The organism is Phyllobacterium sp. SL163, assembly GCF_049896885.1.
Taxonomy (GTDB): Bacteria; Pseudomonadota; Alphaproteobacteria; order Rhizobiales; family Rhizobiaceae; genus Phyllobacterium; species Phyllobacterium calauticae.
In genome coordinates this window covers 49,923-67,150 of sequence record NZ_JAFCVE010000012.1, presented here as the reverse complement: position 1 = coordinate 67,150, position 17,228 = coordinate 49,923, and the positions used below count along the sequence as shown (strand labels likewise).

15 protein-coding genes are annotated in these 17,228 nt (G+C 60.2%); 7 read left to right on the top strand and 8 right to left on the bottom strand.

Translation table 11 applies throughout. The features are described from left to right. Window positions 1–42: 42 nt before the first annotated feature. Together ytfQ and ACP7B1_RS23000 are read right to left on the bottom strand one after the other, a co-directional pair. On the bottom strand, window positions 43–999 hold the full coding sequence (gene ytfQ, locus ACP7B1_RS23005) for a galactofuranose ABC transporter, galactofuranose-binding protein YtfQ (protein ID WP_426137275.1): 957 nt from the start codon (window positions 997–999) through the stop codon (window positions 43–45). A 247-nt stretch (window positions 1,000–1,246) separates the two neighbouring features. Next, window positions 1,247–2,527, bottom strand: a complete 1,281-nt coding sequence (locus tag ACP7B1_RS23000; RefSeq protein ID WP_346305368.1) for an O-antigen ligase — start codon at window positions 2,525–2,527, stop codon at window positions 1,247–1,249. A 351-nt stretch (window positions 2,528–2,878) separates the two neighbouring features. Between ACP7B1_RS23000 and ACP7B1_RS22995 the strand changes: the two genes are divergently transcribed. Next, entirely contained in the window at window positions 2,879–3,121 is a 243-nt protein-coding gene (locus ACP7B1_RS22995) for a hypothetical protein (protein WP_346305369.1), read from the top strand. A 21-nt stretch (window positions 3,122–3,142) separates the two neighbouring features. Here the strand turns inward: ACP7B1_RS22995 and cysE are convergent, their stop codons facing one another. The 5 genes from cysE to ACP7B1_RS22970 form a co-directional block, all read right to left on the bottom strand. Beyond that, window positions 3,143–3,952: a serine O-acetyltransferase gene (gene cysE, locus ACP7B1_RS22990; protein WP_346305370.1), complete on the bottom strand. Its 810-nt coding sequence runs from the start codon at window positions 3,950–3,952 to the stop codon at window positions 3,143–3,145. Window positions 3,953–3,964: 12 nt separating this feature from the next. Beyond that, window positions 3,965–5,296: an NAD(P)/FAD-dependent oxidoreductase gene (locus ACP7B1_RS22985; protein ID WP_426137274.1), complete on the bottom strand. Its 1,332-nt coding sequence runs from the start codon at window positions 5,294–5,296 to the stop codon at window positions 3,965–3,967. A gap of 247 nt (window positions 5,297–5,543) precedes the next feature. Further along, window positions 5,544–7,838, bottom strand: coding sequence for a xanthine dehydrogenase family protein molybdopterin-binding subunit (locus ACP7B1_RS22980; RefSeq protein WP_346305372.1), 2,295 nt, complete (start codon window positions 7,836–7,838; stop codon window positions 5,544–5,546). After that, window positions 7,835–8,818, bottom strand: a complete 984-nt coding sequence (locus tag ACP7B1_RS22975; RefSeq protein ID WP_346305373.1) for a xanthine dehydrogenase family protein subunit M — start codon at window positions 8,816–8,818, stop codon at window positions 7,835–7,837. The genes ACP7B1_RS22980 and ACP7B1_RS22975 overlap by 4 nt, the downstream gene beginning before the upstream one ends. Next, complete coding sequence (locus ACP7B1_RS22970; RefSeq protein ID WP_346305374.1) at window positions 8,815–9,291, bottom strand: (2Fe-2S)-binding protein; 477 nt, start codon at window positions 9,289–9,291, stop codon at window positions 8,815–8,817. Before ACP7B1_RS22970 ends, ACP7B1_RS22975 begins: the two co-directional genes overlap by 4 nt. A 206-nt stretch (window positions 9,292–9,497) precedes the next feature. On the opposite strand from ACP7B1_RS22970, the gene ACP7B1_RS22965 reads away from it, so the two are divergent. The 5 genes from ACP7B1_RS22965 to ACP7B1_RS22945 all read left to right on the top strand — a co-directional run bounded on the left by ACP7B1_RS22965 (window position 9,498) and on the right by ACP7B1_RS22945 (window position 14,586). After that, window positions 9,498–10,136, top strand: a complete 639-nt coding sequence (locus ACP7B1_RS22965) for a TetR/AcrR family transcriptional regulator (RefSeq protein ID WP_403181356.1) — start codon at window positions 9,498–9,500, stop codon at window positions 10,134–10,136. 261 nt (window positions 10,137–10,397) lie between these two features. Continuing rightward, window positions 10,398–11,804, top strand: coding sequence for an efflux transporter outer membrane subunit (locus ACP7B1_RS22960; RefSeq protein ID WP_346305375.1), 1,407 nt, complete (start codon window positions 10,398–10,400; stop codon window positions 11,802–11,804). A 4-nt stretch (window positions 11,805–11,808) separates the two neighbouring features. Further along, the gene (locus tag ACP7B1_RS22955; protein WP_346305376.1) at window positions 11,809–12,942 is read left to right on the top strand and encodes an ABC transporter permease; all 1,134 of its coding nucleotides are present in this window, start codon (window positions 11,809–11,811) and stop codon (window positions 12,940–12,942) included. 5 nt (window positions 12,943–12,947) lie between these two features. Continuing rightward, window positions 12,948–13,679: an ABC transporter ATP-binding protein gene (locus tag ACP7B1_RS22950; RefSeq protein ID WP_223615822.1), complete on the top strand. Its 732-nt coding sequence runs from the start codon at window positions 12,948–12,950 to the stop codon at window positions 13,677–13,679. After that, the gene (locus ACP7B1_RS22945; protein WP_346305377.1) at window positions 13,666–14,586 is read left to right on the top strand and encodes an HlyD family secretion protein; all 921 of its coding nucleotides are present in this window, start codon (window positions 13,666–13,668) and stop codon (window positions 14,584–14,586) included. Before ACP7B1_RS22950 ends, ACP7B1_RS22945 begins: the two co-directional genes overlap by 14 nt. A gap of 50 nt (window positions 14,587–14,636) precedes the next feature. Here the strand turns inward: ACP7B1_RS22945 and ACP7B1_RS22940 are convergent, their stop codons facing one another. Then, window positions 14,637–15,500, bottom strand: a complete 864-nt coding sequence (locus ACP7B1_RS22940; RefSeq protein ID WP_403182507.1) for an AraC family transcriptional regulator — start codon at window positions 15,498–15,500, stop codon at window positions 14,637–14,639. 245 nt (window positions 15,501–15,745) lie between these two features. Between ACP7B1_RS22940 and ACP7B1_RS22935 the strand changes: the two genes are divergently transcribed. Continuing rightward, window positions 15,746–17,218, top strand: a complete 1,473-nt coding sequence (locus tag ACP7B1_RS22935) for an alpha-glucosidase/alpha-galactosidase (protein WP_346305378.1) — start codon at window positions 15,746–15,748, stop codon at window positions 17,216–17,218. Window positions 17,219–17,228 lie beyond the last annotated feature (10 nt).

Genomic DNA, 17,228 nt, shown 5'->3' with positions numbered 1-17,228 from the left:
TGACCAGCCGCCCCAACGGGACGGCTGGCACGGTGATCCTGATCAGTATCCCAGGCCCTTCTTTTCCTCGTAGACCTTCTTCGGGTCATCGGCCTGTGTGTAGAGCTTCGATTCCGTCTGTATCCACTTTGGCGGGGCTTTTCCGCTGTCCTTGAATGCCTTCAAGGCATCAAAGGCTGGTCCCGCCATGTTCGGGGTCAGTTCCACCGTTGCGTTCGCTTCCCCTTCGGACATCGCCTTGAAAATATCCGGCACCGCATCGACAGACACGACGAGAATGTCCTTGCCCGGCTTCAACCCGGCTTCCTTGATTGCCTGGATCGCACCAACGGCCATGTCGTCATTGTGCGCGTAGAGAGCGCAGATATTCTTGCCGCCGTTCTCCGCCTTGAGAAAGCCTTCCATGACTTCCTTGCCCTTGGAGCGGGTAAAGTCGCCGGTCTGGCTGCGGGTAATCTTGATATTGGAGGCCGAGGCGATTCCGTCCTCGAAACCCTTCTTGCGGTTGATGGCAGGACTTGAACCAACCGTTCCCTGCAATTCAACTACCTTGCAGTCCTTACCGGCCACCGCTTTGACCAGCCATTCGCCGGCAACCTTGCCTTCGTGGACAGTATCGGACGTAACCGCAGTCAAATAGAGACCGTCATTGGCTGTTTCGATGGTGCGGTCCAAAAGAATGACCGGGATCTTGGCTTCCTTGGCTTCGGCAAGAACAGTGTCCCACCCTGTCGCCACGACCGGGGCGATGAAGATGGCGTCGACACCTTGTGCAATGAAGCCGCGGATCGCCTTGATCTGGTTTTCCTGCTTCTGCTGGGCATCGGCAATTTTGAGATCGACGCCGCGTTTCTTGGCTTCGATCTTCGACACGGATGTTTCCGCCGCACGCCAGCCCGACTCCGAGCCGATCTGTGAAAAACCGACTGTCAAATCAGCCGCATGCGCAGCACCAGCGCACAACATGGCAACCGTGCTGGCAAGCAGAATTCTCTTCATGGAAATCATGACGTCTCCTCCCGAAATTGGTCAAATTTACAAGATCCTCCCAGACCTCCAGCGTATTACTATAATATAGTAATACAAATAACAAGACGGTTTTGAGTCACCACAAAGCGCCCGGTTGCGGGCAGCCGCCGAGGGAAATCAGTCACGGAAGGATAGCGAGAATGCCAAGTACCGAAGCGCGAGCGGGGCGCGTCAGCCCGACGGATTGTCATGAAACTTCGTCGGCTATCGGGATGGTTTACGTGGGCTGCGCCGACAAGGCACCCGTTGCCACCCTTGGCACGGCACTCTCGATCATGTCCGACTTGGCCTGAAAACGCAGGCCAAAGACGGCAATGAGCAGCGCGAACCAGACCGGATTGCGATTCTGGAAGAAAAGGGTGTCCGTACAGCTCGCAAAAATCACGTAGAGCCAGATACGGGAGAAAAGGCGCGTCAGATGCGGGTTTCCTCCCTGTTCTTCTGCCCGCTCGATATAAAGGATCGGCAGAATCAACAGCCAGACGAAGATGAGTATGAGGCCGGGAATTCCGGCTGAAACGAGCGTATCGACATAGCCATTGTGGGCGGTTCCCGCGTTCAACGCTCCGCTTTCGATCTGGCCGCCGCCATAAATCAGTTCAGGAGACCCCCAGAACACGTCAAAGCCGTATCCGGTGATCGGCTGGCGCGCCACCGCATTGATCGCAAGCCTCCAAATATCGGTGCGTGTCGTGAATGTCGGGTCTATTCCAAAGGAGGCCAGCATCTCGCGCACCGGCTCGAGAAAAGCCGCGCCGACCGTGACGAAGTTGATGGCGATGATTCCGCCCAGGACGATGAGAAAACGCAGCGACCGCAAACGCTCGAACAAAGCTGCGAGAACAAGTGTGGCCGGCAAAGCTGCCGAGGAGGTTTTACCACCGGTCCTGAACAGGAAGTACGTTGACAGGACGACAATGACAACGGCTCTCAGGCGCAGATGGGATGACCATGCGTACAGGCCAAAGAAGACCGATATGACCATCACGCCCGCGGTGATGTTCTTGTGCGAGAACTGACCGCGCCAATCGCCTGCCAGTTCCCGTTCGGCAAAATCACCGATATTGTGAATCGCATATTGCGGCCAGACCGTGACGCCCCAGTAGGCGAACCCCAGCATCACCAGGGTGGCCAAACTCAAAAGTGCCGCAAAATGCCGCTCCGATTTTGGCAGGAGCAGGAATATGCTCGCGTTCATGCAAACCAGAGCGCCAAGAATGGCCCTTTTCACGGCAACGTCCGGGTGAAGCGACAGGATTGAAACGAAGATATACCAGATGAAAATTGCCGAAAGCAGAGCGGCTGGCTGCAGGATCATTCGCCGGAGGGGGTGTCGCAAACCGAAGAAGAGCAGCATGGCGGAGAGGAGCAGCATCACCACCTGATAGAGCGCGTCGGAGCGCGGATCGGCGGGATTGATGACAGCGCTCAAATCGGGAAATGGAGTCGTGGTAATCCAGAATAGAAAGAATATCCCCAGAAACACAAAGGTGCGCATCAGGATCTGGCTGACCCGAATGGTGTTTTGCCCTGTATCGTCATGCCCGCCCCCACGTGCGGATGTTGATTTTCACCGGCAATCGAACCGGTGTTTTTCCTTGGAACCATCCGCCTCCCGACTATGTTTCAGATTGCGCAATGGGGTCAAGTGCAATGAATAGGCATATTGCAATGTCATTGTTCAAAAATGACGGGAGCAGTTAACTGCCATCTCAATAGTGGTCAAAGCACCGGTTTGACCCGCCCGAATGCAACGCGATTGTGGCGGTAATAATTTTCAATTCTTGCGCGACTTGAAGAAACTCATGTCCAGACACCCCGGCTGAAAAGGATTTCAATGGGAATCCTGATGCATGGACACGGCGACAACACACCGATGCGTATCGAAGACATTCAAACAATGGCTCCATTGTCCGAATTCGAAATTCGCGAATTGTTCCGGAAAATGTTGAAACTCACCGAAGATGCCCGCGGTGCGACGCCCGCCGGCCGTCATGAACTGGATGTCGTGCAAAATGTCCTGAAATTCTCGATGACGCGGCTGAAAGAACCCGACAGGCGCGGAATAGCCAACGACAATCCGGCGGAATAGCCCCATCCTCCTCCGCAGGGTTCAGAGCCCGACATCATAAAGAATTTGGTTCATGGAACGGGCTGGCTCCCTTTCCTGCACGCCGCCGATGACCTTGGCGGGAACACCTGCCACCGTTTTCCTGTTCTCGACGGATTTCAGGACAACCGAACCGGCGCCGATCTTGGAATTGACGCCGATCTCGATATTGCCAAGAACGGTGGCACTGGCACCGATGAGAACGCCATGGCGCACCTTGGGATGCCGGTCTCCGGTGTCCTTCCCCGTACCGCCCAGCGTCACGCCCTGCAGAATGGAAACATTGTCTTCGATCACGGCGGTTTCGCCGACCACGATGCCGGTGGCATGATCAAAGAACACGCCCTTTCCTATGCGCACGGCGGGATGAATGTCGACCTGCAGAACACGTGACGATCGCGATTGCAGGAAAGCAGCCATATCCTCCCGGCCCGTATTCCACAAATGATGGGCAAACCGGTGGACCTGGATCGCGTGGAACCCCTTGAGATAGAGCAGCACATGCAATGCGCTCCTGGTGGCGGGATCGCGCTCAAGGACGGCGCTGACATCCGCCTCCATTCCGGACAGCACCGCCCGGTTCTCTTTCAGCACGCCGCTGAACAGATCCCATAGTTTTTCGCTTGTCACGACAGGGCTGGCGAGAACATCCGCCAGCTGCTGGCACAGCGCATCCTCAGGATTGTCGAAGCGCAATACCGCATGCTGCAGAAACGAGGAAAGCGTCGGTTCGCGCTCGCTCACCGCCGCCGCCTCTGTAAGAATACGCGACCACAGTGCGCGCTTTTTTGAAACTGCCGTTGCATTGGTCATTGTGCACCACACTCAAAATCCGGTGATCGGCGTTATCTTGGACCCGTCACTGAAACGGGAAAACCGGAAAGCCGCCGCGTCCACCACCGGCGTGCGCCCGGTCACGATATCGGCCATCAAACGCCCGGCAGCCGGTCCTATGCCGAACCCATGGCCGGAAAAGCCCGTGGCGATGTGAAAGCCGGGGATTTCGTCGACGGCCGAAATGACAGGTATAGCATCAGGCGTGGCGTCGATATAGCCGGCCCAGCGCTGGGCGATCTCCGCCTGATTGAACACGGGAAATGCCGCTTTGAGGCTGTCGAAAAAGCGGTTCGACAGATCGAGCGATGGTTTGGGATCAAGGACCCGGTGATACTCGAACGGGCTCGCCTCATCCATTTTCCATTTGGCCGGAATGCGCGCCTCATCAAAGAAGCGGCCGCCGAAGCGAAAGGACAAGGAATCCCATTCCAGTTTCAGCGCCGGCAGGAACTGCCGCGCATAGCGGAATGATTTCGGCACGATATCGACAATGTTTTCATGGCCGGAGGCAATAGTATATCCCCCGTCCTGACGCTTGCGGATGGCAAAATCCTTGGACCAGAGCGCCGTTTCCGGGCCTCCCTGCAACGGCTTGGTGCGGATGACGGTGTTCAGCACCTTGAGTTGCGGCAGGTCGATGCCATAGAGGCCGCAAAACAGATTGGACCACGCGCCGCCGGCGAGCACCACCGCGCTGCATCCGATTGTCCCCCGTTCCGTGACAACGCCGGATATCTTGCCGCCGGTTGTTTCGATGCCCCGCACCGCGCATTCCGTGAGGATGGATGCGCCTTTGTCGCGCGCCGCTTCAGCGATGGCGGGTGCCGCCTTCTGCGGCTCAGCCCGCCCATCGACGGGCGTATACAGGGCACCTTTCAGGGGCAGATGTCCGCCCGGCAGAAGATCGTCGAGCTCCTTGCCGCTGATCATGCGGCTTTCCAGCTGATAACCTTCCAGATTCTGCAGCCAGCGCTCATTTTCCTCGTAGGATTTGTCGTCCGGCGCCGTGAACAGAATGCCGGCGCGCCTATACCCGGTATCGCGGCCAAGCCGCTGATCAAAACCGGACCACAGGCGCAGCGCCTCCGCCATCAGCGGCACTTCGCGCGGGTCACGGCGCGATATGCGCACCCATCCCCAATTGCGGCTGGATTGTTCCTGGCCGATGCCGCCTTTTTCGCACAGCGCCACCTTGAGGCCCCGTTCGGCCAGTTCGAGCGCCGTCGAGGCTCCTATGATACCGCCGCCGACAACGACCACATCCACCTTTTCCGGAAGGTCTTCGTCACCATGAACGCGCACAACATAGGGGCCAGGCATTGAACAGGTTTCCTCTCACCAACAATCGATCTTACATGTCTACCGGCGTGGCAACGCCGTGGCAGATGCTTTCCAGCCATGCCATTACGCCGCCGCCGCTGCAAGGTAGAGAAGATCGGTTTCGAGAGGAGGCATTGTTTTGCCAATGACCGCCTATCTGCGCAGGAATATGCTCAAACGAGCGTGTTTCGCGCCATGCATGCGCGAAACACATATTGTCAGATGGGTTCCTGTTTGCGGACAGGCCTTACAGAAGCTTGTCGAGAGTGATCGGCAGGTCCCGGATGCGTTTTCCCGTGGCATGAAAAACCGCGTTCGCTATGGCCGGGGCCACACCGACGATCGGCAATTCTCCCACAGCCTTGCCGCCGAGCACGGAAGCATGATGATCGGGGATACCCACGGAGATCACCTGCAGATCCGGGATATCCGCATTGGTCGCCACGAGATAATCGCCGAGATTGTTGTTGATCACGCGGGCGTAGCGCGGATCGACGACGCCCTCCTCCAGCAACGCCTGGCCGATGCCCATGATGATGCCGCCCCGCCATTGGCTTTCCGCCAGCTTGGGATTGTACAGGCGGCCTGAATCAAGCGCCGAAACCATGCGCGAGACACGCACGGTGCCGAAATCCGCATCAACCCGCACCTCGACAAAATGCGCGCACCAGCTGTGCAGGGAGTAGCCGCCTTCCGTCGGCGGCTTCATCGCCATCATGGTGGTGAAGTTGTTGTAGCGGTCCTGGGTGTTCTTCTTGTCCTCCGGCAGGGTATCGCGCAACGCCTCGACCTTTTCCTGCCCGATGACACGCATGAAATCGGCGATGGAAATATTGGGCTTTTCGCTGCGCGGCGTCGAAATCACGCCATCGGCAATGGTCATGGTATTGGTCTGCTGATCGAGAAAAGGCGAACTCGGATGATTGAGCGCGAGACCGATCAGTTCATCGCGTGCCGCGTGGGCTGCCTTGTGGACAGCGCCCGTCATCAGGTTGGCAAGTTGCGAGCCGCCGGCAACCGGCGCCCGGGGCAAGGCGGAGTCTCCGAGTTTCACGCGAACCCGGTCAACCGGAATACCCAGAACCTCAGCGGCAGTCTGGGCAAGGATCGTATAGGTTCCCTGCCCCATATCGATGCTGCTGCTCGCGACCTCCGCCGTGCCATCGGCAAGAATGCGGACCAGCGCCTCACCGGGTGTGCGCCGCACCGGATAGGTCCCTGCCGCGACACCCCAGCCGATCAGCTGGTTGCCTTCGCGCATCGAACGCGGCGCCGGCGAGCGCTTTGACCAGCCGAAGGCTTCCGCGCCTGCGGCGAAGGCCTCCCGCAGCCGGCGAGTCGACCAGGGAATTTTCGCCTCCGGATCTTCCTCGGCATAGTTCAGCAGGCGGATCTGCAGGGGATCGATGCCCACTTCATAGGCAAGCTCATCGATCGCCGATTCAATGCCGAACGCGCTGGGATTTTCTCCCGGTGCCCGCAGGGCACCCGGGGTGACCGTGTTGAGCGGAATGACATTCTGCCGCGAGCTGAAATTGGGCACCGCATACATGATCGCGGTGACAGAACCGAGCGGCTCGACCGCAACGCCGAGCATCGATGTCTCGTTGACGCCGCGCTGCACGATGGAAAGGAGTTTGCCCTCCCTGGTTGCCCCAATGGCCAATGTCTGACGGGTGGCGGGACGGCCGCCATAGGCGGTGAAGGTTTGCGGACGCGTGACCACAAGCTTCACCGGTTTGCCAAGCATCCGCGCGGCAATCGCGGCAACGGCGCCATGCGGCAGTGACAGCGCCTTCGAGCCGAAACCGCCGCCGATATAGGGCGAGATCATGCGGACATTCTCGAACGGTATGTCGAACCATTCAGCGTAGGAACGGGCCATGCCGTCGATCCACTGGCTTGGCTCCCATAGCGTGAGGCTGTCTGCCTCCCACTGCGCGATGATGCCGTGCGGTTCGATGGCAACATTGTATTCGCGCGGCGTCCGGTATTCCTGTTCGATCCGCACCGGAGCCTCGGCCAGTGCCTTCTCGGCATCGCCCCGGGACATCGTCATGCGCTCGATCGGCACCCCGTCCCCGGCCCTGGGGTCGTCGAGGCCGTAAACATGCTCCTTTTCCTCATAGGTGACCCTGATCAGGGCGGCGGCGGCCGTGGCCTGCTCCAGGGTTTCGGCCACAACGGCAGCGATGTGCTGGCCATTGAAACTCACAATCCTCGGTAGCGCCAGAAACGGACCTTCGGGGCCGGGCGTACCGGCCCATGTCGTCGCTGACTTCAGCGGCATGATATTGTCGGGCGTCAACACCAGGAGCACGCCCGGCGATGCTTCGGCAGCCTTGGCATCAACGGATGTTACGATACCGGCTGCAATCGTGCTCTGCACCGTTACGGCATAGACCAGCCCCTCGATCTGATGTTCGACGGCGTAGGTCGCACTGCCGGTGATTTTAGCGGGGCCATCGAGCCTTGACAGGCGTCCGCCGAGATTGCCGTCGGATGCATCGCCGTGTTTGGCCTTTGGATTGATGAAAGTCATGCCAGACCTCCCAGTTGCAGGACGGCGCGGGTGATCACACGCGGGGCGAGATCGATCTTGTAGTGGTTCGCGCCATGATCAGCGGCGCCTTGCATGGACAGCAGACTGGCCTGACGGACCAGCTCCGGTTCCAGCACCTTGCCGATCAATGCCGCCTCCACCGCGCGAGCCCGCCACGGCTTCGTTGCAACGCCCCCAAGGGCTATGCGCACATCGCGAACCGTCCTTCCGTCGGCATCCAGTTCCAGCCCGACAGCGGCGCTGGCGGCAGCGAACTCATAGGACTGCCGGTCGCGGACCTTGAGGTAAGTGGAGTGTCGCGCGGCGGCTGATAGCGGTATTGTCACGGACGTGATGATTTCGCCGCGCTCCATGGTGTGTTCGCGATCCGGATGATTGCCGGGCAGCAGGAAGAAGTCATCGACCGGTATTGCGCGGCTTCCCAGATGCACAACCGCATCAAAGGCAACCAGCGCGACAGCCAGATCGCCCGGATAGGTGGCAATGCAGGCGTCGCTCGTTCCCAGAACCGCGTGATTGCGGGTCACGCCGCCAAGGGCAGTGCACCCGGAGCCGGGACTGCGCTTGTTGCAGGCGGGAAAAACGGCCGCATCACGGAAATAGGGACAGCGCGTGCGCTGCAGCAGGTTGCCGCCAATGGTCGCCATGTTGCGGATTTGCGCGGAGGCCGCCAGCGCCAGCGATTGCGTGACGGCCGGAAAGGCCTCCTGCATTGCGGGATGATCGGCCACCGCGCTCATGCGGGCAAGCGATCCGATCGATGCCCGGGTCCCGTCGACCTCTATGCGGTCAAGACCAGTGAGATGCGTGATATCGATGACGGTGTCCGGTTCTGCAACCCCGCATTTGGCAAGATCAAGCAATGTGGTGCCACCGGCCAGGATCATGCTCCCGGCAAGCGCTGCGGCCGTGCGCGCCTCGTCCGCCGAACCTGCACGCAGATAGGTGAAATTCTTCATGATGCGGCCTCCGCAGCTTCACGGACAGCAGCCACGATATGGGAATAGGCCCCGCACCGGCACAGGTTGCCCGACATATATTCACGAATCTCGTTGTCTGATCCCGCATGTCCTTCGCGAATGCAGGCGACCGCCGACATGATCTGTCCCGGCGTGCAATAACCGCACTGAAAAGCATCATGCTCGAGAAAGGCTGCCTGGACAGGATGCAATTCGCCATCTTCTGCAGCGATGCCTTCAATCGTGGTGATCGCGCGGCCCTCGGCCTGAGCGGCAAGCGTCAGGCAGGCGAGCACGCGTTTGCCATCGATATGAACGGTGCAGGCGCCGCACTGTCCCTGATCGCAGCCCTTCTTGGTTCCGGTCAGACCAATATGCTCGCGCAGGGCGTCCAGCAGCGTCACACGCGGCTCGACGGCAAGCGTCTGCTCCCTGCCATTGATGTTCAGCTTCAAGTCGATTGTTCCGGTCATTCTATTGCTCCTGCTGTAGCGGATGCAGATTCAGTCGGCGGCCCGGGATACGGACACCTGCCGCCTGCCAGAAAGTTCAAAACCAGCCTATGCGTATGAGAGACATGACACCGGCACCGATTCTGCGATAAGAAGGCAAACGGACTCCACTTAAACGGAGGGGCCTCCGCTTATCTTAAGACCTTGTTGCTCGTGGTCAAGCCCACATGAGCGTGGAGCAGATTTTGGTTGCCAAGCCGCCAGAAAATTCCGAGCCAACCCCGTCGGCAGCCAAGGGCATGCGCGCCGATGCGCGCCGCAACCGGGAAAAGCTGCTCGAAGTCGCGGCAGCGGTTTTCTCGGAACGTGGCATTGAAGGCTCCCTCGAAGACATCGCGCGGCGCGCCGGTGTTGGCATCGGCACACTCTACCGTCATTTCCCGACGCGCGAACATCTCGTCGAAGTGGTTTACCGCCGCGAAGTCGAGAGTCTCTGTGCGGCAGCGGGCGAATTGTCCCTGAGCCATGCGCCGGATGTGGCTCTCGAGGAGTGGATGCAGCGGTTTGTCGGCTATATCGCTGCCAAAAGAGGCATGGCAAACAGCCTGCGCATGCTGGTCAACACGAACTCCGAACTTTTTGCCGAGAGTTCCGGCATGGTTTCCGTCGCCCTGCGCAATCTCGTGGAAGCGGCCGCACATCAGAATCTCATCCGGCGGGACATCGACAGCACAGACCTGCTGCATGCCCTCTTCACCATCTATTCCATTCCCGATGCTCCCGACTGGCATGAGCGCTCCCGCCGTTTGGTGAAACTGCTGATGGATGGTCTGCGGTGGGGTGCCGGGGCGAAACACACACCCTGAAACGGCAGTTTTTCAAGCCAAAATCCGCGCCTGGGTAACCGCTCCATCATGTTCCCGCAATCCTCGCATGCAACGATGCGCGGACAATTGGATGTGAGAAGCAATGCCTGCAGTTACAACACCGAGCGCGATTGGGAAAAACGTTCGTTCCCGCGGCTTCCACGACCATGGCTGTGCCCGAAATACCGGGTGCCCGGTCCAAGGTCGCGTGCGTGAGATTTGACATTGCCCCTTACCCCATTTTTCTGTCGCCATGCGTGCGTGAAGACCATCTGCGTCCTTACCGGTGCGGCGATGCTGACCGCTTGCCAGAATGATGCATCGGGCTTGGCTCTCTCGGCGCCAAGCCTGCCGGCGCGCTATGCGGCCGCCGCGAAGATGCCTGCTGGCCGGCAGCGGGACCTGCGCGACTGGTGGCAGACGTTCGGCGATCCGGTCCTGAGCGGGCTCGTCGTGCGTTCGCTTGGACAGAACCTCACCATCGTCCAGGCGAAGCAGCAGCTTGTCGCCGCGCGAACAATGGCGCGGACATCAAGAACACTTTTCATGCCCACCGCCGATGTATCGGGCACAGCCAATGCCGGAACGGGTTCGACCAAATCGCAGGAACTGCTGCGCCGACCGGTTCAGCTCAACCTTGAAGTGGGCTGGGAGCTTGGCCTGTTTGGCTTGAGCGAGAACACGCAGCGGGCAGCCAAGGCATCCGCCGATATGGTCGCCGAGGATGTCGAAGCCGCACGCATCGCTGTTGCCGCCGAAATTGCCAGCGCTTACGTGCGCCTGCGCGCGCTGCAGGAGCGCGAGGCGATCGCCCGCGCCTCGCTTGCCCTGATCGAGCGCGATGGCAAGCTTGCCGCGGTCAAATACCGTTCCGGCCTTGCCGCCGCATCGGACGCAGAGGAATCCCGGATAAGCCTTGGCGATGCGAAGGCGGAACAGGCCCGGTTCCAGACACAGATCGACATCACCCTGCAGCAGATTGCCACCCTTCTCGGGACCACGCAGATCGACACCTCCCTGCAGCACACAAAACCTCAACCCGTCGCCCGGCTCGACCCCGTCACAGGCCGTCCGGCGGACCTCCTGCGCGCCCGTCCGGATGTCCGGCGGGCCGAGCTTGCAACCGTGCGTGCTGCCGCCGATATCGGCATCGCCCAGGCCGACCTCTACCCAAAACTCCGCCTGAGCGGCATTGTCGGTGTTGGCGGTCCGTCCAACGGTTCGCCATTCGGCATCATGGGCGGGCCGTCGGTTCAAATTCCGGTTTTCGATCAGGGACGGCGGCGCGACGTCGTTGCGGCACGGCAGGCTCTGTTCGACGAAGCTGTTGCGGCCTACCGGCAGAGTGTTCTTGTTGCCTATGAGGAAGCATCATCCGCGCTGCGGGCGTGGTCGGCCGTTCATGCCACGACCCGGCAACTGAATGCGAATCTGGCATCCGCGCAAAAAATGCGCTCCGCAACCACGGTCCTCGAACGGGAAGGCCTGAGCGACGGATCCAAGTCGATTGGCTCGGCGATGCGCGTCCTGGCGCAGCGCAAGCAGCTGGCCGAGGCGCAGGAAGCCGAAGCGCTTGCCCTGATCACATTCTACAAGGCCATCGGCGGCGCCTCGCCCCTGACGACCAGCACGCAAGACGCCGCCCCCACCCGGCAACGGAAGGGGTAACCGGATGTCCGTTTCGATAGCACGCAAAACATTGGTCCATGAATGGCGGCGGTTTCTTCCGGCGATTGTGGCTGTGGGTTTTTCCGGCGTTCTCATGATCGTCCAGGGCGCCCTGCTTCTCGGCATCATCGGGTCCAATGCGCTCTACGTTACACAGTCCAGCGCGCAGTATTGGGTGGGTTTTCCCGGCACGCAAAGCGTGGATCTTGGGCGGCCGATCAGCGCCAGCATCGCAACCAGCCTGTACATGGAACCGAACATTTCCCATGTGGAACGCTTCCTGCTCGGCTCCGGCGACTGGCGCGGCGCGCGCGGCGGCGGCACCAGCATCAATATTGTCGGCATTGACGCGCGCCCTCGCAGCATCGGCCTCTCGACGGTTGTTCCCCCGGCAATGCGCAACCTGCTGCAGCAACCCGGAACTGCCCTGGTGGATGCCACCGACAGGCACAAGCTGGCCATCGATGTCGGCGATACCGCCGAGGTCAATGGCCGCCGCATTCACATTGTCGGTTTGATCGAGGGCCTGCGCGGGCTGGGCGGCGTAAACGTCGTCACGTCGATAGAAACTGCGCGGACTCTGGACAATGCGCTTGGGGCAACGGACGACGTGACCTATTTCCTTTACACTGTGACAAAGTTCGGACCAGCGGAAGCCATTCGCGAGCGTTTGAACAATCCAGCGGGAATCCCGCGCTTTCACGTGTGGTCCGCCCCGGAACTGGCGGGAATGTCGATACGGTACTGGCTTCTCGAATCCGGTGCCGGTATCGCCTTCATCTTCGCAACCATCATCGCCATGCTCGTCGGCGCTCTCGTCACCAGCCAGACACTGATGGCCGCCGTGGCCGGATCCATTCCGCAATATGCAACGCTGCGGGCCCTCGGCGTATCATTCAAGGGACTGCGGGCCATCGTCATCGAACAGGCCGCCTGGGTCGGGGTTCTCGGCTTGATTGTCGGCGCCGTCTTCAGCACCGCCGCCGCTCTCATAGCCCGCATCTACAGCGTGCCCTTTGAACTGCGGACAAGCATCGTTCTGGCAGCATCCACCGTTGTGCTCACCGTGGCGTTCGCTGCCGGCCTTTTCGCCCTGCGGCGTCTGCAGCACGCCGATCCAGCAACATTGCTCCGGTGACCGCCATGCAGCCAACGATTTCCGCGACCGGCATCAGCAAGGCATTTGTCGTCAAGCAAATCCGCACGATTGCATTGCAGGACGTATCCATCGATATCTTCCAGGGCGAACTGACCCTGATCATCGGGCCATCCGGATGCGGCAAGAGCACTTTGCTGGCGACGTTGAGCGGCCTGACCATTCCCGATTCAGGCGCGATCAGAACGCTTGGAACCGATCTTGTGGCGGCAAGCGATGCCGAGCGCGATTCCTTTCGCCTGCATCATTGCGGTTTCGTCTTCCAGGGCTTCAACCTGTTCCCGGCCCTGACCGCCGTCGAACAGGTCCAGGTGCCGTTGGACTATCTCGGTGTTGCCGCCGAAGAGACGGCGGAGCGGGCGGAACGGGCGCTGGAACAGGTTGGTCTCGCTGCCCGGCGCCACCTGCACCCCGCCGAACTGTCCGGCGGCGAAAAGCAGCGGGTGGCCATCGCCCGCGCCATTGTGAAGAAACCCGCCATTCTGTTTGCCGATGAGCCGACCAGCGCGCTCGACAGCGTCAACGGCCAGATCGTAATCGAGATTCTTCACACGATTGCAAGACGAACCCGGGCCACGGTTCTGTGCGTGTCGCATGACCCGCGTCTTATTGCCCACGCGGACCGTGTCCTGCAAATGGAAGATGGCCGCATTCTTCGTGACTGGCGTCCCGCCGCCGGTGCAAAAGCGTCAGGAAATACCAGTCATGACTATGTTTAGCCGCACCTCTCTGCAGTATGCGATCGTTCTGGCAGCGCTGGGCGGTGCCGGTCTGGCACTCTGGGCCATGTCGAGCGCGACGGAGGCCAATCAGGCGGAAATTGCCCAGGCCAGACCAGGCATTATTGCGGCGGCACGCGGTGTCGTGGATGTCGAGGGCGGCCTGCTGCGACTCTCCACCCAGCGTGACGGGGTAATTCAGGATGTGCCGGTGAAGGAAGGACAGCGGGTCAAAGCCGGCGATATCCTCGCCGCGCTTGACAATCGCCGCGAACTGATCGCGGTTCGCACCGCCGAAGCCGAAGCACGCCAGTCCAAGGGCCAGCTGGACGCGTTGCAGACAAAGCTGAGTGCCCAGACTCGTCAGGCGGCACGGCTGCGCCGGGCAGCGGCAGGAAATGCCGTTTCGGCCCAGGCGCTTGACGAAGCCGAGGCGCAGTTGTCGGCAACCAAAGCCGAAGTGGTCATCGCCGAAGCCGCCCTGGCGGCAGCGGAAAGCCGTGCGGACAACAGCCGTCTCGAAGTCGAGATGCGGCTTGTCCGCGCGCCCATCGCGGCACGCATCATCCGCCAGTCCGCCCGCGTTGGCGAAGTCGTATCGACGCAAGCCGTTACCCAACTTTTCACGCTTCTGCCGGAGGCACCGCGTATCGTCCGCGCCGAAATTCAGGAGCAGTTTGTCAAGCTGGTCAAACCGGGCATGGATGTCGACATCATCGCCGAAAACGATGACACCATGTCCATCCAGGGACGCGTCACCAGCATCCAGCATGTGCTCGAACAGCCCAAATCGCGGGATGCGCCCGGTGATCGCGTCGACATCCGCACGGCGGAGTGCATTATCAGCATTCAGCCCAAGTCACCATTCCTCATCGGGCAGCGCGTGATCGTCCGTTTCAAAACCTGACCGGATGATCGCAGCAGGGGGCAGCTTCGGTTCGCCGCCCGTCTGCCGCATCAGCTTTCACCCGATCCCGATGCGCGCGTTGAAAGACTGGCATACATGCCCGTGGTGCGGAATTCCGTCGGACTGGCGCCGTAGATGCGGCGGAATACCTTTGAAAAGTAATTGGCATCGTCGAAACCGGTCATGATCGCCACTTCCTTGACCGGAAGGAATGCGGCGTTGGTCAGAAGCTTTGTCGCCCGCTGCATCCGCTTCTGCAGCACGAACTCCGCCGGGGGCAGCCCCTCGCACTCGGCAAAGACCCGGGAGAAATGCGCCCGGCTCAACCCCGATACCCGTGCCAGCTCGTCGACGGGAAGCGGTTTGTCCAGATTGGCGCTGATGTGATCGATGACGGGCTGCATGACGGTCTTCTCGTGCTGATCGACGGGGTGCGAGCCGAACACGCCGTCATAGAGCGCCATGGCGGCCTCGTAGGCGATGGCCGAGGCGCGGCCGGCGGTCTCCGCGTCCGCGATCAGGCGCAGGCTGCAATCGGCCAGATGCTCTATCGTCTCGCCCGGCAAGCGCAAAACCGGCCCTTGGGCGGCGAGCACCGAGCGGTGGATGCGCAGCGCTTCCTCGCCATTCATGGAAATCCAGAAATACTCCCAGTGATCGCCTTTCTCGAGCCAGTAGCGATGGTTATGCGGCACGAGGACCAGCAGAGTTTCACCCTCGCGCACCTTGTAGTTGCGGTTCTCATAGCGGAGCATGCCCGTTCCGCTGATCGTGTGCTGCAGGACGGTGAAGGGGGTCTGGCCGCGTTTTCGGCCGTCCCAATCATAGATTTCATCGCGCCGCACCTCATAACCGGTGCTGGTCGGCATGGTGTGCAGCGTATGGCGGCCTCGCGGCAGGGAAACCGTCTTCATGGTATGCCCGGTATCGATCAGTTTCTGCAGCACAAAATTACCCTCAAAAGCATAATCCCTCTCTATTCGCTCCCACGAATATACGCATAATGCCAATCAAGAACAGCGGATGAACTGCGGGTAAGGAATAGAACAAGGGGAAAGACAGGAAAATCCTGGTCTTTGCAAAGCCCGGTGTTTTTCCACCGGAGCTACCCTGCCCTGTTGCTTTCACCCGCATTGATGATGGGCACGGTGAGGTCAGCATGAGCAGTTTCAAAATTGCCATTATCGGCGCGGGCAGCGTGGGTTTCACAAAGAAACTGTTTACGGACATTCTGTGCGTGCCGGAATTCAGGGACATCGAATTTGCCCTGACCGACATCAGCGAACACAACCTTGGAATGATCAGGTCCATTCTCGACCGTATTGTCGAGGCCAACCATCTGCCAACCCGGGTAACCGCCACGACCGACCGGCGCACGGCCATCGAAGGTGCCCGCTACATCATCAGCTGCGTGCGGGTCGGCGGGCTCGAAGCCTATGCCGATGACATCCGCATTCCCCTGAAATATGGCATCGATCAATGCGTCGGCGATACGATCTGCGCCGGCGGCATCCTTTACGGACAGCGTAACATCCCCGTCATTCTCGACTTCTGCAAGGACATCCGCGAAGTTGCGGAACCCGGCGCAAAATTCCTCAACTACGCTAACCCGATGGCGATGAACACATGGGCGGCCATTGAATATGGCAAGGTCGACACGGTCGGCCTGTGCCACGGGGTTCAGCATGGGGCGGAGCAAATCGCGGAAGTTCTGGGCGCCCGGTCCAAGGACGAGCTCGACTATATCTGCTCGGGCATCAATCATCAGACCTGGTTTGTCGATATCCGCCTGCGCGGACGCAGGATCGGCAAGGAGGAACTCATTGCCGCATTCGAGGCGCATCCGGTCTTTTCCCAGCAGGAAAAGCTGCGCATCGATGTGCTGAAGCGCTTCGGCGTCTATTCCACCGAAAGCAACGGCCATCTCTCGGAATATCTGCCGTGGTACCGCAAGCGTCCCGATGAAATCGCCAGATGGATCGACATGTCCAACTGGATCCATGGCGAGACCGGCGGCTACCTCCGGCATTCGACCGAAACCAGAAACTGGTTCGAGACCGAATTTGCGCAGTTTCTCGAAGCGGCCGCCAAGCCGATCGATCCGGCACGCCGCTCCAACGAACATGCGAGCCATATTCTGGAAGCGCTGGAAACCGGACGGGTCTACCGTGGCCATTTCAACACCCGCAACACCGGGATCATCACCAACCTTCCCGCCGATGCGATCATTGAATCACCTGGCTTCGTTGACCGGTTCGGCATCAACATGGTCTCCGGCATCACATTGCCGGAAGCCTGCGCCGCGACCTGCATGGCATCGATCAACGTGCAGCGCATGGCCGTCCACGCCGCCATCAGCGGCGACATCGATCTTCTGAAGCTTGCCGTCCTGCATGATCCGCTGGTTGGCGCCGTGTGCACGCCGGAGGAAGTCTGGCAGATGGTCGATGAGATGATCGTCGCGCAAGCACCCTGGCTGCCGCAATATGCCCATGCGATCGATGCGGCAAAGGAACGCCTGCGCCACAAGACCGTGGCAACGCGTGAATGGAAAGGTTCTGCCAGCCGTTCCGTGCGCTCGATCGAAGAATTGCGGGCAGAGAAAGCATTGATGACGCAGGCCGTGAATTAGCTTTCCAGCG